General features: G+C 71.1%; 40 protein-coding genes. 5 read left to right on the forward strand and 35 right to left on the reverse strand.

The annotated features are described in order from the left end of the window. Positions 1 to 10 precede the first annotated feature (10 nt). Together ACPPVT_RS07525 and ACPPVT_RS07530 are read right to left on the reverse strand one after the other, a co-directional pair. Positions 11 to 361 (reverse strand): DUF2190 family protein, encoded by a 351-nt coding sequence (locus tag ACPPVT_RS07525; protein ID WP_426566387.1) that lies wholly within the window; start codon positions 359 to 361, stop codon positions 11 to 13. A 3-nt stretch (positions 362 to 364) separates the two neighbouring features. Continuing rightward, a complete protein-coding gene (locus ACPPVT_RS07530; RefSeq protein WP_426566388.1) occupies positions 365 to 1639 on the reverse strand; it encodes a hypothetical protein in 1275 nt (424 codons plus the stop codon). 31 nt (positions 1640 to 1670) lie between these two features. Between ACPPVT_RS07530 and ACPPVT_RS07535 the strand changes: the two genes are divergently transcribed. Further along, the gene (locus tag ACPPVT_RS07535) at positions 1671 to 1874 is read left to right on the forward strand and encodes a 3-oxoacyl-ACP reductase (RefSeq protein WP_426566389.1); all 204 of its coding nucleotides are present in this window, start codon (positions 1671 to 1673) and stop codon (positions 1872 to 1874) included. Here ACPPVT_RS07535 and ACPPVT_RS07540 read toward each other — a convergent pair. Genes ACPPVT_RS07540 through terL form a run of 4 tightly spaced genes read right to left on the reverse strand, consistent with a single transcriptional unit; the run spans position 1849 to position 6442 of the window. Then, the gene (locus tag ACPPVT_RS07540; RefSeq protein WP_426566390.1) at positions 1849 to 2919 is read right to left on the reverse strand and encodes a phage minor head protein; all 1071 of its coding nucleotides are present in this window, start codon (positions 2917 to 2919) and stop codon (positions 1849 to 1851) included. The two genes, ACPPVT_RS07535 and ACPPVT_RS07540, sit on opposite strands and share 26 nt — an antisense overlap. Further along, positions 2919 to 3131: a hypothetical protein gene (locus ACPPVT_RS07545; RefSeq protein WP_426566391.1), complete on the reverse strand. Its 213-nt coding sequence runs from the start codon at positions 3129 to 3131 to the stop codon at positions 2919 to 2921. The genes ACPPVT_RS07540 and ACPPVT_RS07545 overlap by 1 nt, the downstream gene beginning before the upstream one ends. A 1-nt stretch (position 3132) precedes the next feature. Further along, positions 3133 to 4809, reverse strand: coding sequence for a hypothetical protein (locus ACPPVT_RS07550; RefSeq protein ID WP_426566392.1), 1677 nt, complete (start codon positions 4807 to 4809; stop codon positions 3133 to 3135). A 25-nt stretch (positions 4810 to 4834) separates the two neighbouring features. Continuing rightward, entirely contained in the window at positions 4835 to 6442 is a 1608-nt protein-coding gene (terL, locus tag ACPPVT_RS07555) for a phage terminase large subunit (protein ID WP_426566393.1), read from the reverse strand. A 405-nt stretch (positions 6443 to 6847) separates the two neighbouring features. Here terL and ACPPVT_RS07560 point away from each other — a divergent pair, with 405 nt between their 5' ends. Then, positions 6848 to 7075 carry a hypothetical protein gene (locus ACPPVT_RS07560; protein WP_426566394.1) on the forward strand — a complete coding sequence of 76 codons (228 nt, stop codon included), beginning with the start codon at positions 6848 to 6850 and terminating at the stop codon, positions 7073 to 7075. 191 nt (positions 7076 to 7266) lie between these two features. Here the strand turns inward: ACPPVT_RS07560 and ACPPVT_RS07565 are convergent, their stop codons facing one another. From ACPPVT_RS07565 to ACPPVT_RS07700, 28 genes are all read right to left on the reverse strand, one after another. Then, positions 7267 to 8040 carry a DUF7341 domain-containing protein gene (locus ACPPVT_RS07565; RefSeq protein ID WP_426566395.1) on the reverse strand — a complete coding sequence of 258 codons (774 nt, stop codon included), beginning with the start codon at positions 8038 to 8040 and terminating at the stop codon, positions 7267 to 7269. A 118-nt stretch (positions 8041 to 8158) separates the two neighbouring features. Further along, positions 8159 to 8509 (reverse strand): DUF4326 domain-containing protein, encoded by a 351-nt coding sequence (locus tag ACPPVT_RS07570; RefSeq protein ID WP_426566396.1) that lies wholly within the window; start codon positions 8507 to 8509, stop codon positions 8159 to 8161. Positions 8510 to 8606: 97 nt separating this feature from the next. Further along, on the reverse strand, positions 8607 to 9203 hold the full coding sequence (locus ACPPVT_RS07575; RefSeq protein ID WP_426566397.1) for an HGGxSTG domain-containing protein: 597 nt from the start codon (positions 9201 to 9203) through the stop codon (positions 8607 to 8609). After that, on the reverse strand, positions 9200 to 9694 hold the full coding sequence (locus tag ACPPVT_RS07580) for a DNA N-6-adenine-methyltransferase (RefSeq protein WP_426566398.1): 495 nt from the start codon (positions 9692 to 9694) through the stop codon (positions 9200 to 9202). The genes ACPPVT_RS07575 and ACPPVT_RS07580 overlap by 4 nt, the downstream gene beginning before the upstream one ends. Then, positions 9691 to 10050, reverse strand: coding sequence for a hypothetical protein (locus ACPPVT_RS07585; protein ID WP_426566399.1), 360 nt, complete (start codon positions 10048 to 10050; stop codon positions 9691 to 9693). The genes ACPPVT_RS07580 and ACPPVT_RS07585 overlap by 4 nt, the downstream gene beginning before the upstream one ends. Then, positions 10047 to 10580: a hypothetical protein gene (locus tag ACPPVT_RS07590; RefSeq protein WP_426566400.1), complete on the reverse strand. Its 534-nt coding sequence runs from the start codon at positions 10578 to 10580 to the stop codon at positions 10047 to 10049. Before ACPPVT_RS07590 ends, ACPPVT_RS07585 begins: the two co-directional genes overlap by 4 nt. Positions 10581 to 10591: 11 nt before the next feature. After that, entirely contained in the window at positions 10592 to 11011 is a 420-nt protein-coding gene (locus tag ACPPVT_RS07595; protein ID WP_426566401.1) for a hypothetical protein, read from the reverse strand. 235 nt (positions 11012 to 11246) lie between these two features. Further along, positions 11247 to 13781 (reverse strand): phage/plasmid primase, P4 family, encoded by a 2535-nt coding sequence (locus ACPPVT_RS07600; protein ID WP_426566402.1) that lies wholly within the window; start codon positions 13779 to 13781, stop codon positions 11247 to 11249. A gap of 48 nt (positions 13782 to 13829) precedes the next feature. Next, positions 13830 to 14114: a hypothetical protein gene (locus ACPPVT_RS07605; protein WP_426566403.1), complete on the reverse strand. Its 285-nt coding sequence runs from the start codon at positions 14112 to 14114 to the stop codon at positions 13830 to 13832. 58 nt (positions 14115 to 14172) lie between these two features. Then, the gene (locus ACPPVT_RS07610; RefSeq protein ID WP_426566404.1) at positions 14173 to 15513 is read right to left on the reverse strand and encodes a WhiB family transcriptional regulator; all 1341 of its coding nucleotides are present in this window, start codon (positions 15511 to 15513) and stop codon (positions 14173 to 14175) included. Beyond that, entirely contained in the window at positions 15510 to 16343 is an 834-nt protein-coding gene (locus tag ACPPVT_RS07615) for a DNA adenine methylase (protein WP_426566405.1), read from the reverse strand. The genes ACPPVT_RS07610 and ACPPVT_RS07615 overlap by 4 nt, the downstream gene beginning before the upstream one ends. Further along, positions 16340 to 16843 (reverse strand): hypothetical protein, encoded by a 504-nt coding sequence (locus ACPPVT_RS07620; protein WP_426566406.1) that lies wholly within the window; start codon positions 16841 to 16843, stop codon positions 16340 to 16342. Before ACPPVT_RS07620 ends, ACPPVT_RS07615 begins: the two co-directional genes overlap by 4 nt. Then, positions 16840 to 17034 (reverse strand): hypothetical protein, encoded by a 195-nt coding sequence (locus tag ACPPVT_RS07625; protein WP_426566407.1) that lies wholly within the window; start codon positions 17032 to 17034, stop codon positions 16840 to 16842. Before ACPPVT_RS07625 ends, ACPPVT_RS07620 begins: the two co-directional genes overlap by 4 nt. After that, the gene (locus tag ACPPVT_RS07630) at positions 17031 to 17396 is read right to left on the reverse strand and encodes an HNH endonuclease (protein WP_426566408.1); all 366 of its coding nucleotides are present in this window, start codon (positions 17394 to 17396) and stop codon (positions 17031 to 17033) included. The genes ACPPVT_RS07625 and ACPPVT_RS07630 overlap by 4 nt, the downstream gene beginning before the upstream one ends. Further along, on the reverse strand, positions 17393 to 17524 hold the full coding sequence (locus ACPPVT_RS07635) for a hypothetical protein (protein WP_426566409.1): 132 nt from the start codon (positions 17522 to 17524) through the stop codon (positions 17393 to 17395). Before ACPPVT_RS07635 ends, ACPPVT_RS07630 begins: the two co-directional genes overlap by 4 nt. A 90-nt stretch (positions 17525 to 17614) precedes the next feature. Continuing rightward, complete coding sequence (locus tag ACPPVT_RS07640) at positions 17615 to 18259, reverse strand: hypothetical protein (protein WP_426566410.1); 645 nt, start codon at positions 18257 to 18259, stop codon at positions 17615 to 17617. Between the two features lie 28 nt (positions 18260 to 18287). Beyond that, positions 18288 to 19142, reverse strand: coding sequence for a hypothetical protein (locus ACPPVT_RS07645; RefSeq protein WP_426566411.1), 855 nt, complete (start codon positions 19140 to 19142; stop codon positions 18288 to 18290). Further along, positions 19139 to 19480 (reverse strand): hypothetical protein, encoded by a 342-nt coding sequence (locus ACPPVT_RS07650; protein ID WP_426566412.1) that lies wholly within the window; start codon positions 19478 to 19480, stop codon positions 19139 to 19141. The genes ACPPVT_RS07645 and ACPPVT_RS07650 overlap by 4 nt, the downstream gene beginning before the upstream one ends. Next, positions 19477 to 19599, reverse strand: coding sequence for a hypothetical protein (locus ACPPVT_RS07655; RefSeq protein WP_426566413.1), 123 nt, complete (start codon positions 19597 to 19599; stop codon positions 19477 to 19479). The genes ACPPVT_RS07650 and ACPPVT_RS07655 overlap by 4 nt, the downstream gene beginning before the upstream one ends. Beyond that, a complete protein-coding gene (locus tag ACPPVT_RS07660) occupies positions 19599 to 20117 on the reverse strand; it encodes a hypothetical protein (RefSeq protein WP_426566414.1) in 519 nt (172 codons plus the stop codon). The genes ACPPVT_RS07655 and ACPPVT_RS07660 overlap by 1 nt, the downstream gene beginning before the upstream one ends. 74 nt (positions 20118 to 20191) lie before the next feature. Beyond that, positions 20192 to 20398, reverse strand: coding sequence for a YegP family protein (locus ACPPVT_RS07665; protein WP_426566415.1), 207 nt, complete (start codon positions 20396 to 20398; stop codon positions 20192 to 20194). Then, positions 20395 to 20616, reverse strand: coding sequence for a hypothetical protein (locus tag ACPPVT_RS07670; RefSeq protein ID WP_426566416.1), 222 nt, complete (start codon positions 20614 to 20616; stop codon positions 20395 to 20397). Before ACPPVT_RS07670 ends, ACPPVT_RS07665 begins: the two co-directional genes overlap by 4 nt. Next, on the reverse strand, positions 20613 to 21434 hold the full coding sequence (locus ACPPVT_RS07675; protein ID WP_426566417.1) for a hypothetical protein: 822 nt from the start codon (positions 21432 to 21434) through the stop codon (positions 20613 to 20615). The genes ACPPVT_RS07670 and ACPPVT_RS07675 overlap by 4 nt, the downstream gene beginning before the upstream one ends. 68 nt (positions 21435 to 21502) lie before the next feature. Next, positions 21503 to 21712 carry a hypothetical protein gene (locus ACPPVT_RS07680; protein ID WP_426566418.1) on the reverse strand — a complete coding sequence of 70 codons (210 nt, stop codon included), beginning with the start codon at positions 21710 to 21712 and terminating at the stop codon, positions 21503 to 21505. Next, a complete protein-coding gene (locus tag ACPPVT_RS07685) occupies positions 21709 to 21891 on the reverse strand; it encodes a hypothetical protein (RefSeq protein ID WP_426566419.1) in 183 nt (60 codons plus the stop codon). Before ACPPVT_RS07685 ends, ACPPVT_RS07680 begins: the two co-directional genes overlap by 4 nt. Continuing rightward, entirely contained in the window at positions 21888 to 22091 is a 204-nt protein-coding gene (locus tag ACPPVT_RS07690) for a hypothetical protein (protein ID WP_426566420.1), read from the reverse strand. Before ACPPVT_RS07690 ends, ACPPVT_RS07685 begins: the two co-directional genes overlap by 4 nt. Then, complete coding sequence (locus ACPPVT_RS07695; RefSeq protein ID WP_426566421.1) at positions 22088 to 22282, reverse strand: hypothetical protein; 195 nt, start codon at positions 22280 to 22282, stop codon at positions 22088 to 22090. Before ACPPVT_RS07695 ends, ACPPVT_RS07690 begins: the two co-directional genes overlap by 4 nt. Beyond that, the gene (locus ACPPVT_RS07700) at positions 22282 to 22539 is read right to left on the reverse strand and encodes a helix-turn-helix domain-containing protein (RefSeq protein WP_426566422.1); all 258 of its coding nucleotides are present in this window, start codon (positions 22537 to 22539) and stop codon (positions 22282 to 22284) included. The genes ACPPVT_RS07695 and ACPPVT_RS07700 overlap by 1 nt, the downstream gene beginning before the upstream one ends. 269 nt (positions 22540 to 22808) lie before the next feature. Between ACPPVT_RS07700 and ACPPVT_RS07705 the strand changes: the two genes are divergently transcribed. From ACPPVT_RS07705 to ACPPVT_RS07715, 3 genes are all read left to right on the forward strand, one after another. Continuing rightward, a complete protein-coding gene (locus ACPPVT_RS07705; RefSeq protein WP_426566423.1) occupies positions 22809 to 23300 on the forward strand; it encodes a hypothetical protein in 492 nt (163 codons plus the stop codon). 128 nt (positions 23301 to 23428) lie between these two features. Continuing rightward, the gene (locus ACPPVT_RS07710) at positions 23429 to 23764 is read left to right on the forward strand and encodes a hypothetical protein (RefSeq protein ID WP_426566424.1); all 336 of its coding nucleotides are present in this window, start codon (positions 23429 to 23431) and stop codon (positions 23762 to 23764) included. A gap of 105 nt (positions 23765 to 23869) precedes the next feature. Next, entirely contained in the window at positions 23870 to 24340 is a 471-nt protein-coding gene (locus tag ACPPVT_RS07715; protein WP_426566425.1) for a hypothetical protein, read from the forward strand. 45 nt (positions 24341 to 24385) lie between these two features. Here the strand turns inward: ACPPVT_RS07715 and ACPPVT_RS07720 are convergent, their stop codons facing one another. Continuing rightward, entirely contained in the window at positions 24386 to 25768 is a 1383-nt protein-coding gene (locus ACPPVT_RS07720) for a recombinase family protein (RefSeq protein WP_426566426.1), read from the reverse strand. Positions 25769 to 25791: the final 23 nt, after the last annotated feature.

Consider the following 25791-nt stretch of genomic DNA (forward strand, 5'->3'; position numbering starts at 1 on the left):
GGTGGCCTCCTCAGACCTGTGCGATCTCGACGAGGACGTCCGCGGCTGCGGAGCCCTTGGCCTCGAGGCAGTACCCGAAGATCGGGTTCGCCGCCGAGTTGTCCGTGGTCGTGATGACCCCGGTCGCGGTGATGATGTACACCGGCTGGCCCACCGACCGCGTCGTGGTGGTGATCACGTTCACGGTGAACGCGCCGTCCAGGGCGACGGTGGCCTCACCGGAGGCGTTGCCGTCGACGCCGCGGCCGGTCAGGCAGACCCCGACGAGGGAGCCGACGTTGACCGGGGAGCCGGACACGCAGTACGACGGGACCGCGATGGCGCGGGACCTGGTGTACGCGAACTTGTTGTTCTTGGCCATGGCTCAGCCCTCCTTCACGGTGTTGCCGAAGGCGCCGGCGATGAGCTTGTCGAGGTCGGCCTCGCTCAGCTCGCCCTCGCCGTCGGCACCGGTGGTCTGGCCGAAGCTGCGGACGGTCCCCGCACCGCGGGACTCCTTCTGCTTGGCGATGGCCTCGTCTGCGCGGGTGCGCAGCGCGGCCTCGTCGACGCGACCGTCCTCGGCCAGCGGGGCGTTGGCGGCCAGGCCGGCGAGCTCCAGGTCGTTCAGCTGGAGTTCGGCGCCGTCGGCGGCCTCGCGGACGACGCGCGCGGCGGCGTCCGTGTTGAGCTGGACGCGGGCCTCCGCCAGCTCGCGCTGTGCGTCGTCTCGCTCCGTCCTGGCTGCGTCGCGCTCGGAGATGAGCGTCTGCACCCGGCCGGCGTCCTCCTCGAGCTGGCGCAGTCGCGCCTCCTCGATCTGGGGCATGGTGTCCTCCTCGGACTCCTGGGTGGTGGTGGACTGCCCAGCCGGGTCGACTGGGACGTATTCGGTGTGGACGCGGACCTCGACCGGGTCGTCGTCCGACAGGACAGCGGTGCCGGCGGCGTCGAGCTCGTAGGCCAGCTGGTAGCAGGCGTCCTCGGTTTCGGTCTGCAGCTCGAACCAGACCTGGGCGTCGTCGAAGTCGCGGACCCACACCCACGTCTTGTCGCCGGTGAACCGCTCACGAAGCGCCGAGCCGAGGGCCTCGCGGGTGTCGTTCGCGGTGGCCTCGCGGACGCCGCGGGCCACAGCGCGCTGGACGACGCGGGTGGGTCGGGCGGACTCCAGGACCTCGAAGGTGCCGCCGCGGCCGGCGTGGGTGACGAAGTCCACCGAGATGCCCTCGGTGAGCTTGTCGACGATGGGCATCTTGCGGCCCTCGATCTCACCTTCGGAGACGACGGCGCCGGCGCGGATGGACATGCCGATCGAGCCGGCCATCTCGGTCAGGTGCTTGTGGTGGGGGAACACCTGCGCCTCGGCGACCAGGCCCGTGCCGTCCCAGCGGGCGTCCTCGGTGAGGACGGCGGCGAGGTCGTCGATGGACCGTTCGGGGCGGTCGAACATCTCGGACTCGGAGGGGTGGTTGACGTAGCAGTGGGTGCCGGCGGGCCAGACCTTGCTGGTCGCTGCCTCTTGGAGGACCTCGGCGGCGTAGTAGCCGCTGCTGCCCACGCCTGGGGTGATCAAGGTGACGAGGAGGCGGCCCTTGGTCTCGGCGGCGATGGCCGACCCGGCCTTGATGGCCTCGGTGAGCACGGTGGTGTTGCCCACTTGGTGCCTCCTTGCTGCGTAGGCTGGTCTGGTGGGAATGGACGACGGCAACGAAGGCGCACGCGACGGCGAGTGCCCGGAGCATGTTTGGCGCGTCGCCGAGGTCGTCTTCAACGACACCGGCGCCTACGCCGAGGTCACCTGCGGACGCTGCGGCGCCGTCCGCCTCGACCAGCCCGGCATCGGGGCGCTCGAGGCAGCGAAGAGGGTCAGGCAGCCGCCGACGTCGGGGTAGCCGGCAGGTCCTTGACCGGGGTCGGCGCGAACGAGTCCCGCCACCCGTCCGTCGACCGCCGCTGCGACAGGTCGGCCCAGGACACCTGCCCGGACTGCAGGAGCTCCAGGCGCTGCGGGCCCATCACCGCCAGCTGGTCGCCGTCGGACAGGGCGGCGAACCGTGCCTGGCCGTCGGGGACGAGCGAGGGCGGCTCGGCGATGTTGAACCCGAGCTGCGACCACGGCTTCGTGATCGGCAGGCGCGCGCACCGGCCCTGCTGGTGGTCGTTCGGCCCGTCCTCGTCGACCGGGTGCTCGGAGCCGTGCTGCGCCCAGCAGGAAGGGCAGGTCCGCTTGTCGAGCTGCGCGACCCACTGCCATCCGCCGAGGACCGCGGTGTTGGCGCGTTCCCAGGACGCGCCGCCGGCGCGGTGGGCGTCGAGGATCTCGGTGCGGGCGATGACGTTGGCGCGGGTCAGGCCGCCGTCGAACGCGCCCTTGACCTGCTCGACCATGGCGGCCGCGGCGTCGCGGGGGTTCGCGCCGACCAGGACGCCGCGGATCAGCTGGTCGTACATCGCCGACACGGCGTCCGCGGACAGCGGCCGGGTGAGGGCTTCGATGCGCTGGCTGGTGCGGTGCACGATGGCCTCGACCTGGCGGGCATTGACCACGTTGAACGCTGCCTGCATGTCCGTGCGGACAGCGCCTGGCAGCTGTGACCCGACCAGGTCCGGCCGGCCGGCCAGGGCGGCGTGCAGGGCGTCGCCGGCGGACTGTATGACGGTGAACCCGACGGTGCGGGATGCGTCGTTCAGCAGTGCGCGGGTGACGGTGAGGGCGCGTTGGGCGCGGTCCTCGCGGGCGATCTGCGTGCGGGTCGGCCACTTCCCGTCGTCGCGGACCAGTGCGAGGGCGAGTGCGGCGTCTTCCCATTCGCGTACGGCTACGTTCCAGGCGCGGGCCCACGAGTAGGCGGCCTGCTGGGTGGCGGCGTCGACGGTCTGGCCCAGGATGATGCGGAGCTGGCCGAGGAGGCGGAGCGTCTCGCGGCGCGCGGCCATCAGTCGGTCCAGACGATGCGAGTCGCTCCGCCGTGGCCGTGGATGGCCTCGACGTCAGCCATGGAATCCCAGCTGCAGGTCTGCGCGATCGTCCCGCGCCACCTGGTGGCGACCCGGCCGTCGGGGAATTCGATGCCGTCGGCGACAACGCCTGTGCCGGAGATCCCGGAGACATCGACGTCGCGGTGGAGCTCGAACCGTCGGCCAGCCATCTCAGGCTACCGGCGGGACTGGCGCAGGCGCCGCAGGGTTGTCGGCCGGGACGTCGCCCGCCTTGACCGCATCCAACGCCGCCTGTGCTGCGGCCTGCGCGTCACCCAACGCCTGCGAGCGCTGCGGGTCGATCCAGTTGCCCGCGTCATCCGTCAGCTCATCCAGCAGCGAGTCGATGTCGTCCACACCCAGGGCCTGCAGCAGCAGCCGCACCGTGGTCAGCGGCGGCATCTTCCCAGTGCCTTCCGCCTCCGTGATGGCCTGCACCCGAGCCAGCGGGTCGATCTTGTCCAGCGGCGGGAACTCCACCGTCACCGTCGCGTCCACATCACCCGTGAGGGTGACGACCTCGCGGCCGAACTCGTCCCGCCCGATGGCGCCCTTCAACGCGCCGGCGGGAGCGCGGACGGACTCGGCGATCACGTAGCCGGTGACCCGCCGGTACACCTCGGCCCACCGCTGCCGGCGTGCCTCCATCGACAGGCGCTGAGGCTCGTCCAGCGTCTCCGCCGTCGCCCGCGCACCCGTGACACCCGGGTCGCCGAGAAGCATCGTCACAGGCAGGTCCAGGCCGGCGGCCACCAGCGCGGCCAGGGGTCGACCGGACTCGGAGTCGATCGTGGCGCCCGTCTTCGGGATCGCCTCGAGCTGGTAGGAGTCGGTGGCCGACAGCGACGCGCCAGCCCCGGACTCTGTGCCGAACGCGGCGTTCCCGGCGGCCTGGGTACGGTCACGCAGCTCCTGCGCGGCCTTCGTCGCCCTCGTCTTGCCCTTCGAGCTGACGCGCCACGCGAACTGCGACAGGGCCTTCACCAGCTGGGCCCAGTCGGCCATGAACTCGCGGTAGGCCCGCGCCCACGGCAGGGCCGTGTACACGTCGCCGATGCCGAACGACCAGTCGTTCAACCGGTTCACCGACACGAGCAGCACGGGCGTGTCCCAGCGGACCTCGACGCTGTTGATCGTGCCGCGCTTCGTGGCCGGCCGGTACCCCAGCGCCGGGTAGTAGGCGCGCTGCTCGACGTCCCGGGTGCTCGTGCCGGTCAGGTCGGTGACGACCTGCCGGGACGTCCAGCGCCGCTCGTAGAACCACGGCTCGTCCTTGTCGTCCGGGTTGCAGATCACATCCTCGATCTCGTCGAACGAGATCGTCCGCACCTGCACCCGCCCAGTGCGGGGCTTGGTGAAGAACGCGATGCCCAGGTTCCCGTCCGTGGCGAGCGCGCGTTCGTTCTCCTCGTGGGCCTGCTCGCCGGTGAACGCGGCCCGGTTGCCCTCGTCGTCCAGGAACTCCTGGATGACGGCGTTCACGTCCTGCTTGGCGCCTTCGCCGGAGCGGGCGGCGACCTGCACGCCGTCGCCCCACACGTAGGCGATGCGCAGCGCGACACCACGGCGGATGAGGGTGTTGGTGACGGCCATGACGCGGCCCACGTGCGCGGCGGACTTCAAGCCGGCGCGGGAGAACACCACCGCCGAGCGTGCGGTCAGTTCCACCCAGCCGCGGTCCTCGAGGGCGAGCTCGGCGTCGGCGAGGGACTCGGTGAGGAGGAGGTTGGTGTCCTGCTCGCGGCGCAGTTGCTCGGACAGCTCGTCGATGACGGGGTTCCCGGACTCGGTGATGTGCGGGTCGAACGTCGGTGTGGTCCAGCCTTCACCGGTGCGGAGGCCACGCATGAGACCCATCGCGTCGACCTCCCTCTCAGCCCATCGCGGTCAGGTAGCTGGTGGCGTGGTCGAAGTCGTCGTCCAGGACGTCGCCCGTCCCGAACGTCTCCCCGGACGCCAGCGGCACGAGGACCAGCCGGGTCAGTGCCTGGGAGAGCGCGTCGACCTGGTCGTCGTGTGCGCCGTTCGGGAACGCCGCGGCTTCCTCGACCAGATCACCGACCCACGGCGCGATCTCAGGATCGGGGAGGTGCACGTTCGCGGCCTCCACCAACGGCGTCACAGCCGAGGCGCGGGCCACCTTCGACCCGTGCGGCTCCTCCGCGACGATCCCGGGGACCTGCCGGCCGAGCGCGGAGATGACCGCCGGCCCGTTCGCCTTGTCCTCCACCAGCTTCAACAGCGCTTGCGGCCAGCGGGCCGTCAACGTCTTGAACGCGGCGCAGGTCGCGGTGAACGACATCCGGTCGCGGACCTGGTCCAGCAGCCAGCAGTCGATGCCACGGCGCAACCAGACCTGCCCGACAACGTAGTCGGTGCCGGCGGTGTCCTTGAACGTCATGTCCCACGACTGCATGACCTCGTCACCGTCGTGGAGGCCGACGACGATGCGGGCACCGTCTTCGCGTTCCACCCACTGCGGGACGTCGTAGAAGTCCCAGCCGTCGCGGGGGAACAGGCCCCCGCCGTCGGGCGTCGGGCTGCCCTGGTAGAGCGCCGACCAGGTGCGTGCCCCGGAGCGGACCTTGATGGCCGCCCACTGCGCCAAGGTGCGGCCGCGCGCGGACTCCATGAACTCGCCGACCTCACGGTCCAACGGGTCCGTCTCACCCTTGGCCGGGTCGTGGTCGGCCTGCGCGGGGATGCTCAACACCTTCCACAGGTGCCCGTCCTCCGCCGCCAGCAGGCGAGCAGCGAGGTCGTCGTGGTGCCACCTGGTCAGAATCAGCACGACCGGTGCGCCCGGCGCGAGACGGGTGGAGGCGACGTCCGTCCACCAGTCCCAGACACGGTCCCGGTACACCTTCGAGTCGGCCTGCTCGCGATCCTTGATCGGGTCGTCGATGATCAGCAGGTCCACCGGCCGGCCGGTCAGGGCGCCGCCGATGCCGGCCGCGTACACGCCGCCGTCGTGGCCGCCGAGCTGCCACTCGTGCTGGGCGGCCAGGTCGTCACGGACCCGCAAGCTCAGGTGGTCGGCGTGGGTGGTGATGTCGTCGCGGATCGCGCGGCCCCACCGTCGGGCGACACCGAGCTCGTAGGAGCAGATCGCGATGCGGGTGTCCTGGTTCTGGGTGAGCAGCCACAGCGGGAACCGCCGCGACGCCCGCTGGGACTTGCCCTCCTGCGGCGGCATGCAGATGATCAGCCGGCCGTCGGGGGTGTCAGCGACGTCGACGAGTGCGGCGTCGATGAGGTCGAGCGCCGCGGTCTGGACGGTGCGCGGGTCAAGGTCGACGGCGAGGGCGCCTGGGGTAGCCCAGCGCCGGCGGGCGGGTTCGAACTGGCGGGCGGCGTGCTCAGCCCACGACACGTCCGCGGCGTCCGGGCGGGCCATCAGCTGCACGCAGAGCGGTGCGTCGCCAAGGGGATCGGCGGCCAGGGCGCGAGGTGCGTTGTGGTGCCGTCGTCGTGCCGGCACAGCCAGATGGTGACTGGGAGGCGGTCGATGCGGATGCCGGCCGGGGTGATCGACAGGACGGGCACGTGGATGGTGCGGCGCAGGAACCTCACGGCGTGGCCTGCTCGGGCTGCGCGTCCGCCTGCTCGGCGAGCTCGCGGCGACATTGGGTGGGCAGGCCTGGGTTGAGGGAGTGCTCCATGGCTACCCCCTCGGTGTCGTCGCCTCAGCCCGCCATATGGTCGGGGCGGCCCGACATCACCGGTGTTGCGCTGGCCGGGCGCTCGGGGCCGGGTCCGCAGCAGGTCATAGCTCGACGGCTCCTGCTGCAGAGGGTGTGTGGAGAGTGCCGGGGACCGTCGGTCCTCGGGCCTACGCTTTGGATCAACGGTCGGCGCCAGGCAGGCCACGACGAAAGGAACGTGTGTGCCGAAGCGAGGCTGGACCAAAGATGAACTCGACCCGGTCGACTTCATCAGCACCACCACCGGCAAGACGTACCCGGGGCAGCAAGGGCGCGGCGACGGCCACGCGGTTCAGGATGAGGCGTCGATGACCGCAGTGTGCGGCGAGGAGGTGGTGCTCCTTGGCGCAGAGTTCGGGGAGCATGAATATCCGGGCTGCGAGAATTGCGCCCGCGTCCTAGACGTTTGACCCGTCGGGGCGGTGGTGACCAGCACGAGGGCTTGCGCTCAGCGCAGCGTCTGATGGGTGCTGTCCGGCCGACCCCGGCGGGGGCATGGGGAGGCCCCACGAGCTGAGAGCCAGAGGCTCTTGCCGGCGGGGCCTGGCGGTAGAGACACCTCTACCAACGAACGCAGCATGAATCACACCAGCCACGCCCGTCAAGCACCCCGCGCAACTGGGCGAGTCGCAGCCAACCGCCCACGCGCCCGCTCCGCCATCTCCTGACGCGTCAGCAAGCACTCCATGCACTCCAGCGGGAACCCCTCCGCGTCGTGCAGCCAATGCCGCGGCCCCGACAGGTGCTCAGCCGACCAGGCGACGATCCGACCCAGCTGCTCGACGTGCTCGGAGTCCCAGAACGCCCCGCACTCCACGCACGCCGCGACCCGCAGATCGAAGCGGACCCGCAGGCTGCCCCGCTTCTCGCAGTCTGTGTTCGGGCACGGCACGTCCGGTGCGAACGCCGGCGCCTCGATCCCGGACACCACGCGGGCGGCCGTCCGCCACGACCGCACCGCCGATGCCAGGCCGGCCCGGCCCGCCAGCTGGTCGACGTCGGCGGCTACCGCGGCGCCGATGAGGCCGCGTAGGCGGTCGTCGAGTGGGACGCGGCGGCGGGACCGCAGGACCTGCGCCCAGCTGAGGGACTGCTGGTCGATGCGCGCCAGGGTGGCGATCGCGTCCAGGCGGGCGGACGGCTTGGAGCCGGGGATGGGCCGGAACGTGTCTTCGCTGGTCATGGTGCTCCCGGTGGTGGCGGCGCGCAGTTGGGCGAGTAGCGGCGGGTGATGGACGGTGTGCCTCGCCTTGCTGGCGCGCCAGTGGCCTTTGACGTGGGTGAGTCGGTCGACGGTCTCGGTGGTGGTGGCGCCGTTGACGAGTTCGTCGATGTCGTCGGTGATCCGGTCGATGAGGTCCTGGCGGTTGGTCACTGTCCTCGCACCTCGATGGTTCCGTCGGGTCGGATGGTCGTGCCGCACGTGGGGCACCACCGGTACCCGGGGCGGCGGGTCACGGTGAGGGTGGCGGGGTGGGTGCAGGGGGTGTCGGTCATCCGTCGGCCTCGGCTGGGGTGGGCTGGTTCGCGAGTTCGAGCAGGACGTCCGCGTGGCAGGGCTGGTTGAGCGGGCACCAGCAGGCGAGGTCGTGGCCGGCCAGTGCGGTGCGAATCTCCTCGGTATCAGGCGTGAATGCGAGGCGGTAGAGAGCGACCGCCAGGTCCGGGGTGACGACGACCTCGCGCGCCAGCTGGTCGTCGGATGCAAAGGGCCACGTGATCAGGGCAGAGTCACCGACACGCCACGGGTTACCCCACACGGTCGGGCGTCCCACGTAGATCGCACCCTCGGGCATCCGCCAGTCCTTGATGCGCTTCCGCTGGATGCGTTTCGGCCCGGTCATGGCGCTCCCTCGATGGCGACCGATCGGGTGTAGGCCCGCGACGCGCACTCGCAGTCCCGACCGCTCGTGGCCTCGAGCTCACAGCCCTCGTCGTGCTTCACGACCCACCCCCAGCCAGCGCCCGCAGCTCCTGCGGCACCACCTCACCGACAAGCAACTGCTGGTCGGCCGACAGGCTGAGCCGGGCGAGGATCCGGCGGATCGTCTCCGCCACCAGGGCGCCCTGCGATTCGGCGAGGCGGACGCGGCGCTCGTCGATGCCGGCCTTCAACGCGGCCGACGCGTACCGCTCGAGGCGGTCGGACGCTTGGACGAGCATCACGTAGGCGATGTGCGGTTTGGCCTCGGAGGTGATGCCGTGGTCGTCGCCGCCGGTCTTCTCCTTCGTGACACCCCAGGTGAGGTCGCTGGTTTCGATGTCGCGGACGCGTTGGCGCCAGTAGTCGACTTCGCCGGCGGTCCAGTGGACGAGCTCGAGGAGGGCTTCGGCGGGGTGGATGTCGCGGCGGCCGGCGAACAGTTGGACGTCGCGGGTGGCTTGGGCTTCTTGGAGTCGTCGTTGGGCTGCAGCCCGGACTTGGGGTGCGGAGCCGCCGTGCATGCGGCAGACGGTGGCGCCGGTGACGGGGCGTGCCTTGCAGGGTCGGCCGGTGCGGGTGTGGGCGGTGCACCGCGACTGGTCGTCGGCGCTCATCGGACCCACCTCGTGACGAGTGAGCCCGCGAGGCTGCAGTCTCCAAGTCGAACCGCTGCCCGCCACCCGTAGGCGATCAGGCAGATCGGCGCACCCGAGTTCGCCTTGCCGCGTGTGCCGTCGGGGTGGTGGAAGTGCGGGCGGCCGTGCAGGAACAGGACCGCGTCAGCCTTGCCCCACACCTGCTGGACGAACCAGCGCGTCTCCGTCCGGGCAGGGACGAGGGCGATCGCGTTGCCGTGCTGGGCGCACCGAGCGAGCCACGCCGCGGCCTCGGGGCCGAAGGGTGGGTTGCACCAGACCAGGCCGTCCCAGTCCTGCGCGAGCCCGTCATCCTCGACCGTGTACTGGGCGGTCGCGGTCTTCCACGGCTGGTTGACGGCGGCGCACGGGTCCAGGTCGAACGGGCCGAGCGCGGCGAGGAGGTCCGGTGGTGTCAGCCAGACGTTGGTGGCGCCGTGGTGTGGACGCTGGTGCGAGGTCAGGCTCACGGCGCCACCTCGGTTGGGGTGGCCGGCTGCAACGCCTTCTCGGCTGGGGCGGGCTGCCAGGGACCGACGACGCGGGTGGCGTTAGCGACGCGCTCAAGCGCCGCGACTCCCACGACTGGGACGGCGCGGTCGTCGAACAGGAAGCCACGCTCTGTCGACCCCTTGATCAGCCAGGCGATGTCCTCCACCGACATGGCCCGGATGACGGCGATGACGGCATCGGTGACGTGGACATGGAACTCGACCCGTGTCGTCCAGCCGCGCTCACGGCAGCCCCGACACGTCACCCCGAGCGGCCCGGTGAACCCGATCGTGTGCGTCCGGTGAACCTCGGCGATCTCGTCCCGGGCGCTCACTCGGCACCTGCCTCGGTGTCACACCAGGTGCGGTGCTGCCCCTCCGGGCCGGGGTCGAGCACAGCGAGCGCCGCTTCTCGTAGTCCCTCGTCAACAGCCGGGGTGGCGCACTGGTCGCACACCCGCACCTCCGCCTTGAACCACGGTTCTGGGGGCTCGGGATGGTGGCTGCATCCCTCGTCGCCGTAGCGGTAGCCGGGACCGCAGCCCTTACGACACGGTTCTGCGGGCTCGGGGTCAGCCAGAGCGGCGCGTGCTGCGTGCTCGTCAACCGCAGCCTCAAACACAGCCAGGATGGACTTGAGCCGCGCGACCTCCCGTTCGGCAACCTCGGCGCGGGCCAGGGCGGCGGTCGCCGTGCAGCAGCTGGGGTCGCCACAGCACTCCGGGCAGCGCACGGGGTCCACGACCGGCTCCGGAGCGTGTGGGGTGCCGATGAAGCCGGCGCCGTCGATGCGCCAGGGGCAGGCGAGGTCGGGGTTGCAGTCGGGGCTGTTGGCGTGGATGGCGCAGGGCTGGGTGGTGTTCATCAGGCATCTCCTCAGTAGGGAATGGCCGCGTGGTCGCGGCGCGCGGTCGGGGTGGCGGCTGGGGCGAGGTTGGTGGTGGTGACGAGGTGGCCGGTGAGGTGGGTGCCGCACTGGTGGGTGGGGACGACGTCGTACGCGGCGCCTGGGTGGGGTGGGCGGCCGGTGGTGCGGTAGCGGTCGCGGTGGTCGAGATGGAGGCGGCCGCCGGCGTTCGTGAGGATGTAGGTGGGTCGTCCGGCGAGGAGGGCGACGAGCTCGCCTTGGGTGGTGAGTGGTGTGGGGTCGACGCGGGCGGTTCGGGCAAGGACGGCGGCGTCGAGGCCGAGGAGGGTCCAGGCGCCGCAGGGGCAGAGGCGGGGTTTGGCGGTGCGGGCTCCCAGGGGTGCGCCGGCCTGGTCCTCGAGGTGGCGGGCGAGCCAGCCGGGCATCATCGGTGGCCGCCGGCGCAGGTGGTGTGGATGACGGATCGGCGGTCGGCACCTGTTGAACTCTCTTGCGCGCCCGCGTGATGTGGGTCAATAGAAGACAATCCGTCATGCGTCATGGGCCGGGTTGCCGCGTGATGCCGGAACGATCCGTCATACGTGTCATGACCTGCGGTTTCGCAGAGTGCATCCGTCACGCCGGGGGGCCTGACGGATGCGTTGTCCATGACGGGTCGATGTGTCATGACCGGCCCCAGAACTCGTCGTCGGACTGTTGGTGGGGGGCCCATGACGGTTCGGTGTCGCCGTCTGATGACACGTCACAGAGGCGGATGCCGGCGTAGAACCTGGCGCTCATGGAGCGTTCGGACTGGACGTCGTAGCGGCTGCGCAGCTCGAGGGTGAGGGCTTTGGCGGAGACGGGGGTTTCGCCTTCTGCGCGGCACCAGGTCTCGTAGGCGGCGCGCAGCTCGGTGACCTTCACGTGCAGGTGCTGGGCGCTGGCGGGGCCGGTCTCGCAGACCTCGTCGACGAAGCGGCCGACGGTGTCTTGGTCGCTGGCGTAGGCGTCGGTGGCGGCTAGGACGCTGTCGGGTTCGGCGAGGCCGTGGGTGAGGTAGTCGGCGGCGCCTTGGGCGATCCAGCCGAGGATGGCTGGGCCTTCGGCTTCGACGAGCTGGTCTTCGAGGTCGGCGATGCGCTGGTCGGCGGGGACGGTGTGCAGGAAGGGCAGGAGGCGTAGCCGTCGCCAGAATGCGGGGCCGCCGGCGCGGACGGCGGGCTGGTGGTTGGCCAGGAGCCAGAGGCTGTGGGTGGGGGTGAAAGAGAACCAGTCTTGGCGCATGAAGCGGCCGGAGATGGTGTCGCGGCCGGTGAGGTTCTTGACTTTGGCTTCGGCGAAGCGTTGGCCGTCTTCGAGTTCGCTGGTGACGACGAGGCGGGCGCCGGCGAGGCGGGCGATCTCGGTGGGGTGGCCTTGCTGGGTGCCGGCGAGGAGCATCTCGGCGGGGGCGCTGATGGAGTAGCCGTCGTCGCCGATGCCGACGATGCGTTGGACGACGCCGACGAGGGTGGTTTTGCCGTTGGCGCCGGGGCCGAAGGCGAAGGGGAGGACTTGTTCGAGGACGACGCCGAGCAGGGAGACGCCGAGGAGGCGTTGGATGTAGGTGGTGAGGGCCTGGTCGCCGGCGAAGGTGTCGGCGAGGAACCGCAGCCATCTGGTGGGTTCGGTGTCGAGGTCGGGGGCGACGTCGGTGGAGCGGGTGTGCAGGGCTGCGGGGTCGGCCGGGCGGAGGGTGGCGGTGCGCATGTCGAGGATGCCGGCGGGGGTGTTGAGCTCGTAGGGGCGGGCGTCGAGGCCGGCGAGGTGGACGACGGTGCGGGCGTCGGTGGCGGCGAGGGCGGTCATGGCGTTGATGCCGCGCCGGGACAGGGTGTTGCGGCGGTGCCGGTCGGCGGCTTTGTCGTCGGCTGGGAGGTTGCGGGCGACGGTGCGGGCGAGCTCGGTGGCGAGGCCTTCGGTGTCCCAGCGCCAGCGGGTGCCGTCCCAGTGCAGCCAGGTGGCGCGTTGGGGGCAGTAGCGCAGCTGGTGGCCGTGGTCGTCGACGAGGCGCAGGGCGTTGCCGTCGTCGGTTTCGCTGTAGGTGGTGGGCTGGACGACGCGCAGCCGCGGCTGGGCGGGCTGGGGTGCGGGCTGGTGGGCGAGGGCGGCGTTGCCGTTGGTTGCGGTCGTGCTGGGTGCGATGAGGCCGGCGAGGTCGTCGGCGGTGGGGCGGTTGGCTTCGCCGCGGTGGCCGTAGCCGTCGGCGGCGAGGGCCTTGGCGGCGGCCGTGTAGTCGCCGTCGTGGTCGAGGAGGGTGTAGACGGCGAACTTGGAGTAGGCCTTCTCGGTCTCGAACTCGGTGCTTGAGGAGAAGACGTACAGGTTGTCGGCGTCGTTGCGGCCGGTGGTGGCGGAGATGCCCGGGTCGGTCTTGCCGGGGCGTTTCCAGCCGTAGCAGGTGCCGCCGAAGTGGCGGGTTCGCTTCCAGCCGTGGGGTTCGAGGATGTCCGCCCAGCTGGTGCGGGTGTTGTAGTCGTCGCCGGGGCGGGAGCCGTCGCGGACGGTCTGCCCGTCCTGGCTGCGGGCGGGTGGCCCGTCGACTTCGGTGGGCATCTCGTCGAGGATCGCGGCGATGGCGTGCAGGGCGTCGCGCTCGTCGACGCTGATGGTGGGGATGGTGGCCGGTCCGCCGGCGGCGAGGGTCCAGGGGTTGCCGGTGGGGTGGGAGCGGCCGGCGGAGGGGGCGAGGACGGTGAAGCCGCCCTGGCCGCGGGTCTCGATGAGGACCTTGATGCGTTCGCCCGGCTTGGCGGCGAGCTCGTCGGTGGTGGCGGGGCGGCGGGCGAGCTTGGTGTTGGGGCGGGCGGGCCCGTCGACGCGGTAGTGCCAGTGGAGGCCGCCGGACGGTGTTGCTTCGAGCCAGCCGGTGGCGATCAGGTCCCAGAGGTCGCCGAGTCCGTTGTCGTGCATGAGGGTGCGGAGCTGGGCGGCGAGGTGGATGGCGCGGCCTTCGACTTCGAGCATCTCGAGGTTGCCGGCGGCGGCGCCGGTGATGGTGCCGATGCCGTCGGTGTCCGTGCTGGTGAACCAGCTGGTGACGACGTCGGCGGGTGGTGGGGTGTCGACGTAGGGTTTCCAGTTGACGGCGGGGGCTTTGGAGCCGTCTGCGCGCAGGGGGAGGGGTGCGAGGCCGGCGGCGAGCATGGCCTGGGCGGTGGCGAGCAGGTCTGGCACGGCTCTCCTGGATGCTGGTGTGCGGTCGAGGGCGGGGTCGGCCGCGCGTTAGGTGACGTGTGGTCGCTGGTGGCGGCAGCGGACGGCCTCGATGTAGCTGGCGGCCTTGGCGGGGTTGGTGCAGACGGTGGTGCCGGACGCTGGGCAGGGTGTGTGGGCGCCTCCCCAGGTGACGACGTCGTGGGGGCGCCAGATGAGGTGCTGGCCTTGCAGGACGAGGCCGGTGAGCTTGACGTCGCCTTTGGTGGTGCGCCGGTTGCAGGACGGGCAGATGGCTTGGGCGACGGACCGGATGGGTTTCTGTCGTTCGCCGGAATTGGTAGGGCCGCTCACCTCGTCACCCCCCCCTGCGTGAAAAGCGGGAGCTCTTCGGTGCCATACCGGTCGGGGGTCACGACGCGGCCCGCTTGTGTGCGGTGATGAATGCGTCGATGACGTGGCCGGGTACGGCACCGCGGGCGGCGACGTCGATGCCGTGTTCGCGGGCCCACTGGCGGACGATGCTGGGCTTGAGGCTGAGGTCGGCGAGTCGGCTGGCTGCGTGCTTGATGCCGGTGCCGCAGTCGGTGCGGCCGCGGGAGACGCCGTTGACGCGCTGGTACTTGTTGACGGTGCCGACGCCGATGCCCAGGCGTTGGGCGATCGCGGCCTGGGGCATGCCTTCCTTGGTGAGGCGGACGATGTCGTCGATGACGGCCTGGGACTTGGGCGCCTTGGCTCCGGTCTCAGCTGCGTGTGACTGGACGACCTCGAGCCGCGGGATCGGCTGGCCCTGCGCCTTCTTCCAGGCGAGGTGCAGCTTCACGGCGGCGTTGGCGACGGACTTGCGCAGTGCCCGGATGTCCGGGTCGGGGTAGCCCTCGGTGTCGACCAGGAGGGCGGTGAGCTCGGCCGGCCAGCGCGACGTAGCGGGCGCGGCCGGTGTCTTGCCGGGCAGTCCGTCGAGGACGTTGGGCTTGGGCGGCGCCGGCTTCGCCAGTGCGGTGGCGGCGGCCTGGTCCTCACACCAGCTGCACCAGCCGGCCTTGGACAGCGGCTTGTCGGTGTACTGGTCGCAGGAGAGGCACTGCTTGGGTAGGGGCATGGCTGCCTCCGTGGTGTTCGGGGTGGCTGGCTGGGTGGGGATGACGGGCAGGTGTGTGCGGTGGGCGCGTTCGATGTCGGAGACGACGTCGCGGCCGGACGGGAGGGGCGTGGTGGGGACGGGCACGCCGGCCATGTGGGCTGCGCCGGTGGCGGTGGTGCCTTCGGAGGTGTGTCCGAGGTGGGGTCGTGGCCGGTTCTGCCAGCGGTGGATGGGCCGCATGGGTAGGCCTCGCGTGATGGCGCTGTTCTTCGCTGTCGAGACGGCCTGGCGGTAGGTGGCGCAGGGTTCGCAGTACTGGGTGGAGTCGGGCGTGCCGGGGCGGCGCTCGACGGGTGTGGTGCCGCACTGGGTGCACAGCCGCTGCGGGTTGATGCCGGCCGCGTTGCGGTCCTTCTGGAGGCGGCGGCGTTCGCGTTCGGACAGCCCACCCCAAATACCGAACTGTTCGTTGCGGGCGAGTGCCCATTCGAGGCACTGTTCGCGGACGTCGCAGGTCACGCAGACCTTCTTGGCTTCGCGGGTGGATCCGCCCTTCTCGGGGAAGAACGCGTCGGGGTCGGTCTCGGCGCAGCGGGCGTCGACGGCCCAAGGCTGCTCGTCGAACCCTGCAGTGAGGACGATGCTGGCGACGGGTTCAGTGCTCACGCGGTCACCTCGCTGAATAGGTGCGGGTGGCCGATCGGGCGGTTGGACCAGAGGACCTCAGTGCGGCCGCCGTGTCGGCCGGTGTTCCCGCCCTGGCCGGTGAATGCGGCGATTTCGATCCGCGACCAGCCTGCGTAGAGCTCGTCGTACAGCGGCGAGGGGTAGCCCGACAGGACCACGGATGCGGTGCAGGAGCGCAGCAGATCGGCGAGCTGGCGGTGCTCGTCGTCGCCGCGGAGTTCGTGGCGGTACTGGTTGCCCCAGGCGCGTGTGGTGCCGAGGTAGGGCGGGTCGACGTACAGCAGCACGCTCTGGTGCTGGCCGTAGTCCTCGATCAGCTGCAGCGCTGGGCGGCACTCGAGGCTGACGCCGGCCAGTCGTTCGACGGCGTCCCACATGCGCTCGACGTAGGCGTTGAGGGTCCACGGCATCGACCCAGTGCGACGTGCAGCGTCGCGGTAGAACCGCCAGCCCGTGCGTCGGAGCATTCCGCCGCGGCCCTGGGAGAGACGCACCCAGACGCGGCGGGCGCGTTCGAGGTCGGCCACGTCCAGGTCGAACGAGGCGGCATGCTCGGCCCTTGCGTGTGGGGTCAGGGCACATACGGTGGCCAGCTCGTCGCCTCGATCGCGCAGGACCCGCCAGAAGGTGACCAGGTCCTCGTCGAGGTCGTTGACCGTCTCGAACTGGGCGCGCGGCTTGGCCAGGAGGACCGCGAGTGAGCCGGCGAAGGGCTCGATGTAGTGGCGGTGCTCGGGCAGTGCGTCGACGATGCGCTCGGCGATCGACGTCTTGCCGCCGTAGTAGGCGAACGGCGGCGCACCCGTCATGCCGCACCGTCGCGCGCGGTGAGGGTGTCAGCGGTGTAGACGGCGAGGGCGTAGGCCTGCCAGACGTCCGCGCGGAACCCGTAGAACCAGCCGGGGGCGGCCTTGGTGCCTTTGCCGTGGTTGGGTTGGCCGGGTGCGAAGCGGTCGACGAGGGCCTGGGTGATGTTGGAGTCCTTGGCCTTCGCGGAGTGGCAGTGGTGGACCTTGACGGGGTGCCGCTTCACGAGATCCGGCTCGGTGCCGGTGACGCGCTCGACGGTCTCGATGTAGCGGCCGATCCACACGCAGGTCTCGAAGACGTCGGCGCCGACGGCCATGCCGTAGGAGGCGACCATCTCGATCGCGACGTGGTCTAGGTCGTCTTTTGGGCTGGCGAATAGCAGGGACTCGCGGAGCGTTACGTTGCTGTCCTTGCCGAAGTGGAGTGGCCGGCAGGTGTCGGCGTCGATGATCACCCAGCCGGACTCGGTGTTGCCGGGGTCGATCGCCAAGATCCTCATGCTGACGCGCCGGCGAGCAGCTGCAGCATCGACGGGTGGGTGGCTTTGGCGGTGCGGTCGCCGACGTAGAGCACGAACACGTAGCGGCTGGAGACTCGGACGATGGTGCCGTCCTCAGCCTGGTCGGCGCCGTACGCGGGCTTGTAGACGACACCGTCTCCGACGTGTTCGCGGGCCTCGTCGAGCGTCATGAGGCCGCCCTCGCAGCAGCAGCCTTCTGGGTCACGCCAAGCTGGCCGCCGGTCGCCGAGTTGCACCCGCCGCAGGCGGGGCGGAGGTTCTCGCGCCGGTAGGTGCCGCCCTGGCAGCCGGGTACGCGCCGGTCAGCGGTCACGGTGGAGACGGTCAGGAGCCGGCCGCACCGGTAACAGCGGCACGCGGGCTCGCCTTCGCCGAGGTCGACGGTGGCGACGACCAGGCGGTGCTCGACCATGTCGATGTACGTGGTGACGTCGACGTCGGCGCGCCACGTCTCGACGAGCCACTCACGGCGCCGCTGGCGGTCCGTACTGCTGCCGCGGACGTTCGTGTTACTGGTGCCCCGGGTGGTCATGTGGACCGCCGCCCGCGGACCCATTGGCCGGCGACGATCGCGCCGGACACTACGGCGCCGCCGACAGCCGCGAGCACCGTCATCGCACCGATGACGGCGAGGCCGTCGACCAGCAGCTGGCTCTTCATAGCCTTTCTCCTGTCTACGTTTCGGGTGGGGGTCTGACTGCTCGACCTCCTCGCCCGCGCGGGGAGGGCGCGGGCGAGGAGGTCCAGCGGTCAGGCCGCGTTGCGGAGGGCGGCGACGACCTCGGCGGTGAGCGACGGCGCGGCGGCGAGGACGGTGGCGTCGTCCAGGCCGGCGGCGATGAGGCTCTTCGCCGTGGTGATGTCCTGCGGTGCGGGCCCGGTCGCCGGTGCCGCAGCGGGCGCGACGGCCGGCGCTGCAGCGGACTGGGCCTGGTCGGTGCCGAGGAAGCCGGCGGCCGCGGGCGTGTAGACCGCCTGGTACTGCTTGGGCGGGTTGAACCCGGCCGTCTTGGACGTGCCGTCACCGACGTAGGTGACCTGCAGGGTGCCGCCGACCTCGAGGCCCTTGGCGCCGGAGGCGATGACGGCGGCCGCCACGGCCGCGTGCATGCTCTTCGACTCGGGCTTCTTGGACCCGCCGACGTACAACTTGCGGACGCCGTCATCCTCGGCGTCGGCCGGGTCGCGCTCGTCGGTGGCGAGGGTGACAACGAGCTGCAGCTTGGGGGAGCCGTCGTCCCAGGTCTCGAGGTCGCCGGTACCCATCTTGGTCTTCTGGCGGACCTCCGGGGTGGACACGATCTGGCCCTTCGCGGTGGCGCCGACCGTAAGGAACGAGGCGGACCTGCCGCCCCCTCCGAGCAAGAAGTCATTGGCGCTGGGCTGTGCGGTCATGCTGTCTCCTGGGCTGATGCACTCGCCGTCAGGCGGCGGGTGCGTTGGCCGTCGCCGCGGATGCGGTGGCGGGGTTCGTGTCGCCGAGCAGGTCGGCGAAGGGGTTGGCCTGGTGCGCGTGGCCGGGTGCTGGTGGCGCGGAGCCGTCGGGGTTCGGGTAGCGCGGGCACGAGTAGCAGCCGGGCGTCCGCGCCAGCTGGGGCAGGACGGTGTCGGGTCCGGCGAGGCGGATGGCCTTGGCCATGGCGTCTGCGCGGGTGAGGGCGTCGACGGCGATCCGCTCGTCGTAGTCCTCACCCCAGATGACGGCGTTCGCGAGCGTGGGCTCGTTGCGGGGCAGGTAGACGATCTGGACCCGCTGCACGGGGATGCCGCGGCGGTGGAAGCCGCGGCCGTACAGGTGGGCCTGGACGCGGTACTCCGGGGTCGGGCCCTTGCCCTTGGCCTTGGTGAGGGACGTCTTGCCGACGACCTTCCAGTCGGACTGGGTGAGGGTGACGACGTCGACGAGGTCCGCGGAGCCGGTGATCTCGACGCCGTCGACCTCACCGACTGCGACGCGGGTCTCGACGAGGTAGCGGGCTTTCGGTAGGCCGTTGTTGGCGTGGACGAAAACCTCTTCGAGGCCGCCGTGGACCATGTTGCCGACCCACGGAAGCCAGGCGGCGTCGCGGGCTTCGGGTACGCCGGCGAGCTTGTGGCCGAGGCACCAGTCGCAGGGCGTGCCGATCTCGGACGGGCCGATCCGCCTTTGCAGGGTGCGGGGCATGTTGGCGATCGCCGACTCGATGGTGTGCCGGTACTCGGCCCATAGCAGGACTGGGTCGCCGCCGGTCTGGGTGGGCTGGTCGGCGAGCTGCGCCAGCGACGGCAGGGCAGTCATCGGATGCTCACGGACGGCTTCGCGAGCTTGAACAGCGGCTCCAGGTCAACGGGCGCGATGTGCTTACGGACCTTCGCGACCGAGGGCACGAGCTCGTACAGCTCGGGGTGACTGTCCGGCGGGTACTTCGCGGCGACCTCGGCCGGGTCGATGCGCGCCGCCTGCGTGACGACGACGGTGAGGGCGCCGGCGTCGAAGGTGCCGGGCCCGTCGGTCGTGTCGAGGATCTGTGCCTTGATGGTGGTCTCGGCGTCCTTGAGGGCGGCGATGCGCTCCTGGATGTCGCCGAGTGCGGCGGCGAGGGAGGCGCGGCGGGCATCGCGGTCGGCGGCGGTCACTGGGGCCACTTCCTCTCGATGGCTCGTTCGAGGACTCGTTCGATGGCGGGCACGGCGAGGACCAGCGCGGTGATGGCGATGAGGAGGACAAGGTCCAGCCCGTCGAGGCCGGGTGCCATCACGCACCTCGCAGGTACGTATCGTCGGCGATGTCGTCGAGGCCGGCGTCGTCGACGTGGGACATGCACCAGCCGTCGTCGACCGCGTAGTTCGCGCACTGCGGGTAGTGGCAGTGGTCCGGTTCGAGCTGCGCGTCGTCGAGCTGGTCGCGGAGGGCGGTGGCGGCGTCGGGGGTGATGGTGCGGCGCAGGACGTCCATGACGGACCGCTCAGATGTGAGCGCCTCCAACGCCTGGACGCAGCGGATCGGGTGGGAGCGGTTGGCGTGCAGGACCCGCAGCTCGTCCATCAGGCCGGCTTCGCCGACGGCTCGGGCGAGGTCGGCGAGGATGCCGTCGAGCCCGCCGGCCTGGGCGGTGAGGTCGACGATGACGGTGTGCGCGTCGTCCTCGATGTGCCGGTCGGCGGTCAGGACGCCCGGGTGGACGGCCTCCGACGTTCCGGGCAGGTGCCGGACGTGCTGGTTGGTGATGGACCCTTCGCCGTCGCAGCTGGTGCAGGTGGTGGTGTCTGCCATGCCGGGGTGCAGGGTGAAGGGGTCGCGGAGGACCTCACCGGACCCGCCGCAGCGGGGGCAGGTGACCAGGGCGCTCACTGCTCGACCTGCACGATCTTGACGACCCGGCCGACGATGAGGTCGCGCAGGTTGATCGCGGCCAGGTGGGCGTCGGCGGGGCGGGTGTAGCCCTCGGACTGGGCGACGATCTCGCCGTTGCCGGCGACGACGCGGAAGTACCACTGGCGGCGCCGACTGATGCGGGTGCGGCCCGGGAAGACCTCGATGCGTGGCTGGTTCATCGCGCACTGCCGCGGTGCAGGTCGGCCTCGAGCCGGTCGATGTCTTCCTGGCAGCGCTGTGAGCGCCCCAGGTGGAACGCCATCCGCTCGTCGTGGCCGAGGAGTGCGTGACGCATGGCGTCGATGTCGTGGCGGGCCTTGACGGCGCGGGCGCGGTGCAGCTGGTCGCGGGCGCGCTGGCGTGCGGCTCGCTGTTCGGGGGTGCTGACAGCGTTCACTGGGTCACCGCGCTCGGGTCGATCATCCGGTCGAGGAGGTCCAGGGCAGACGCCTGGAGGAGGTCGACCGTGGGCTTGAGCGCGGCCCTGGCGGCGGCCCAGGCGGCGTCCCCGGCGGCGGCCCAGGCGGCGTCCCCGGCGGCGGCCCAGGCGGCGGCCCAGGCGGCGGCCCAGGCGGCGGCCCAGGCGGCGTCCCCGGCGGCGTCCCCGGCGGCGGCCCAGGCGGCGTCCCCGGCGGCGGCCCAGGCGGCGTCCCCGGCGGCGGCCCAGGCGGCGTCCCCGGCGGCGGCCCAGGCGGCGGCCCCGGCGGCGGCCCAGGCGGCGTCCCCGGCGGCGGCCCAGGCGGCGGCCCAGGCGGCGGCCCAGGCGGCGTCCGCCGCCGTACTGCCCTGCCGCACAACGGGACCTGCCGCCTGCGCTGAGACCAGGTCCACGATCCTGCGCAGGTCACGCAGCGCCTGCGCCTCCGCGGTCAGCCCGGCCAGGTCCAGCCATGCCGGGGTGTAGGTGCGGATCAGCCAGTCCAACGCCAGGTAGGAACGGGCCTCGTCCTGACCGTCGCCGGCGGTGCCGATCTGGCGGACCAGGTACGGCTTGAGCTGCTGGCGCTGCTCGGTGGACCAGGTGTCGTTCAGGCTGATGCAGAAGGTCCGCAGCACGGGGGATGCGCAGGCGGGTGAGTCGGTGATGTCCAGGCCGGCGAGGTAGGCGACGGCCTCCTCGGCGCAGACGCCGTCTTCGTAGCGCTCGTGGCCGCCGGAGTCGAGGGTGATGGTGTCGAGCCACGCGAGGCGCTCGGCGGGGATGCTGGTGGTCATCGGATAGCCTTTCTGTCGTAACGTCGATGGCCGGTTGCTCAGGCATGGGGAGCCGGCCGTTGGCTTGTTCAGGGGCTGCAGTGCTCGCAGGTGGCGGGGCCGCAGGCGGTGCAGATGGCGTGGACCTCGAAGGTCGGCTTGCGGCAGCGCTGGCAGGGGACCGCGCGCTCGCGCGGCTGGTGGGCAACGACTTCGACTGCGCGCCGCGCACGTGCCATCTCGCGCTCGAAGGCCGCGGAGTCGGCGGTGAAGTGGATCGACCCCCAGCGGTGCATCACGGCCGCACCGCCCCGCCGTTGCGGCGGTCCCGCGCGTCGAGGTCCACCGAGACGCGGAACGCCTTCGGCTTGCGAGCGGGCTGCGGGCCGCGGCGCATCAGCCGGCGGAACCGCCACTCGTCGACCGCGAAGTACGCGGCGCCGGTGCCTGCGGCCAGCGCGGTCAGGAAGGCGCTCACGCCACACCTGCCAGGAGGTGGTCAGCGGCGGCGATGATCGCCAGCCGCATCGGGTCCTGAGGGGGAAGGTCGAGCGCGAACTGCTGGGCCTTGACCGGCGGCCACGCGACGACCAGGTGCGAGTCGGCCTGGATGACGATGTTGCGCCCGTCCACGTCCACGGAAGCCTCGCCGTCAGACCATCGGGTGAAGGTGCTCACGACGCCCGCCGACGCGAAGGGCTGGCAGTGGAGGCGGCCGGCGACGAGGTCCGGGCGGCGCTGGCGCCAGCGATGACGCGACGCAACCGCTGCACCAGGTGCTCGGGCATCGGCCCGTGCTCGGCGAGAGCGCGCTGCCCCCACTCCTCGACGGTCTCCACGCGGACCGGCTCGGGCTGCTGACCGGCCATCACGCTGCCTCCTCGGACTTGTTTTCTGTCCCAGTAGTACTTGCCAAGCGGGCGTCAAAAAGGACAGTCACCGGGACGCGAAGAGACCTCGCGATGCGCTCGGCCAGCTCTGGCGTGCACGACGACCGCCGCCCGGACAGTAGGTGCGAGACAAAGCTCTTGTGGCAGTGGCTCATCTCCGCCAGCTCGCCGAGTGACAGGTTGCAGGCACCGGGTCCCATCAGCTCACGCATCAGACCAGCGCTCTTGAGCTTCATCCAAGCCCCCTTCGGCCAGCGCTTCCGTGTCCTCATGAACTCTCCCCGGTAGACGGCTATCTGTCAAGTAGTGTGCGCCAACTATCAGGCTACTGCTAGCCGCCTGTCAAGGACTTGCACGGCGGTAGTTCCGCAGGCAGCACGGCAAACCGGTTCGCCGGTGCCGGTGTGTGGTAGACGATTCGCTACGGTGAGCGCGTCGCACACTGGTAGACGGGTAGGGGTTGGTCGTGGTTGATCGCGCTGGCAGCAGCAGCCACCGTGATGCTGTGCCCACGATCTCGGAGCTCATCGCCCGCCAACACGCTGCCGGCATCACGTACCGGCAGATGGCGGATCGAGCCAAGGCAGCTGGATACCAGCTGACGCATCAGCAGATCAACGAGCTGGAGAACGTCCCGCCGGACCAGTGGCCGAAGTCGGCCCAGCGGATCCGCGCCTACGCGGCGGCGTTGGACGTCAGCGAGCGCGCCATCGTGCTCGCCTTCGCCCGCTCGTTCGACCTGGACGTCAGCGAGCGTTCATCGCTGCTCGAGGTGCTCCTACCGGTCGGGACCCGGGATATCGATGAAGGCCTCCAGGCCGCCATCGCCGGCGTCGTCAGGGCAGCCGTGAAAGCCCGACACGAAGGCGGTGGTACCAGTGGCGACACAGCCCCCATAGAGGCCGAGGTCCTCCAGGACGACAGCGTCACCCAGTCGGTCCAGGCCAAACCTGTGCGATCTCCCGCCAAGCGGGGCAGCCGGCCGGCGCCGACCTGAGAATTGTCTGAGGGTGTCCATAGCCTCCGCCTCGCCCAGTCGTTAGAGGAGTTGGGGAGGTGGGCTGCATGCGCGTGTTGCTCGTTAGGGACGATGGGGTCCTGCCAGGCGGTGAGCATGGAGTCTGGATGCCCGACGAGCTGCTCGTGGTGGTCTCCAGCTGGGGGGTCAGCGAGGATGGCGCGCAGTGCCTGCAGGTCTGCCTGGACTGGTTCGTGCAACGTCGGATCTGGCGTTTCGACGAGCCCGGCGGCCGGCCGTTGCGAGTGACCTTCGTGCACGACACGGGCCTCGACCAGGACGTCGCGGCCCGTGTCGACTGCAGGGTCGGCAAGGCGACCGCCAGGCTGTCCCCGGAGCACTTCGACGTCTGCTCCCTGGGCGGGCTGCGCCGGACCGCGGCCGGCACGACGGACTGGTCATGGTTCCCGACCCAGGCCCGAGTGGTCCGCCGCGCGTCCTAGCTGGACGGCTCGATGGAAAGATCTGGCTCTGTTCGATTGATTCTCCGGCGGGGGTGGGATCGCGCGGAGGATGCTATGGGTGGGGGAATGGGGAGGGGCAGCGATATGGCTGAGATCGAAGCGCCTGCCGGCACCGAGCCTGGGCCGGCCAAGAAGCCAGACGAGCTACGGCATTGGTTGAAGGTCGCCGGCATGGTCGCCCTCGTGGCGGCGGCTGCGCTCGTCGCGAACTTCATCGGCGACAAGTCGGGGTCGAGCGGCGGCCCCGGGCCCGGGGCGGGCACGACGGTGCCTGTGCTGTATGAGGTCGAGGGCACCGCGACGAGCACAGACATCACCTTCCAGACGCCCACCGGAACTTCCCAGGGCAGCGGACTGGCCGTCCCGCTGGTGAGCCAGGCCGGCCCGCACGGCCTGCAGTTCACGTTCCAGATCGGCGCGTTCGTCTACCTGTCGGCGCAGAATGGCGGCGACACCGGCGACATCACCTGCCGGATCACCGCGGACGGCCAGGTCATCTCGGAGAACACTGCCACCGGGGAGTACGCGATCGCCACCTGCAAAGGCGCGGCCTGACCTACTGGCCGGCGGCCCGCCCTGCCAGGGCTTCACCAAGGCTGGTCACCACCTGGGCGTGATGGTCACTGCGTCCGGGTCGATGGCGCCGCGGCGGCCGCGGACCGCGACCCGGTTGACGACGACGTCGACGCTCTCGCGCAGCACGGTCCGCTGGGTCTCCAGCGGCCAGTCCGGCCACGACGCCGTGGGCGTGCTCATGTCGATGCCGGCCAGCACCGACGGCGCCCGCACCGCGCGGATCTTCCGCTCGGCCGCGGCGATCGCCGGGAGTAGCCGGCCCTCCACGCGTACCAGCGACCCGGCGGTCAGCTCGCCGGCGGCCGCAGCGTCCTGGAACGTGGCCAGCCGGATGCGCAGCTGCTCGAGCTCGGCGACCGCCTCGCTGTCGCCGGCGTCATCGTCCAGGGGCGCGGTGACGTCGGCGCGCTGCTCGAGCAGCCAGAGCAGCCGGTCGACGACGAAGGGTTCGAGGAGCTCCTTGGAGCGGGCGACGTGGTGGCCGGTGCCGCAGGCGTAGGACAGGTAGCCGCGGGGCTTGAGGACGTACATGGGGGAGCCGCAGACCCCGCAGGTGGCGATCCCGGACAGCAGGTGGTGGACGGAGGTGTCGGGGCGGCGGGGCCGGTCGGGGGAGCGGAGGGCGGCGTTGGCGGCGTCGAAGGTGGCCTGGTCGACGATGGCGGGCCAGGCGGCGTCGCCGACGACCTCGCCGCGGTGGACGCGCTTGCCGAGGTAGGTGGGGGAGGTGACGATGCGGCGGACGGTGGTGGTCTGCCACCCGTACTTGCCGGGCCGCGGCTTGGCGACGCCCTCGGCGTCCAGGGCCTGGGCGATGGCGTAGAGCGGCTTGCCGGCGATGACGTCGGCGTGGATGCGCCGCACGACCTGGGCGGTGGGCTCGTCGACGAGCTGGGTGGGGCGGCGGTGTTCGTCGTACTCGCGGCGGTAGCCGTAGGGGATTTTCCCGTGGGGTGCGCCGTCGCGGGCTCTGGCTCGGGTGGAGCGTTGGACGCGTTCGGAGATCCGCGCGGACTCGTCCTCGGACAGCAGGGCGTCCAGTCCGGTGCGGAACCGGTCCTCACGCTTGGCCAGGTCGTACACCGTGCCGGAGTACGCCCACAGGACGCCGCGGCGGGCGCAGAGGTCGCGGAGCATGGCGTAGACGGCCAGGTCGCGGGTGGCGCGCGAGCTTTCCCAGGTGATCAGGATGTCGAAGGCGCCGGTCTCGATGAGGTCGACGACTTCGGGCCAGCGTTCGCGGGTGCCGCGGGCGAAGCGTGACGCGGACCCCTTCTCGTCGATAACGTGCGTGACCGTCCAGCCTTCTCGGGTCGCCCAGGCCTTGGACTCGAGGATCTGCTCGTCGACGGACCTGCTCTGGCCGTCGGGGTCGAGGCTGACTCGGGCGAAGATTCCAGCACGCATGGAGTCATCTTAGAGACAAGCGG

Source organism: Angustibacter sp. McL0619, assembly GCF_049994355.1.
Lineage (GTDB): Bacteria > Actinomycetota > Actinomycetes > Actinomycetales > Angustibacteraceae > Angustibacter.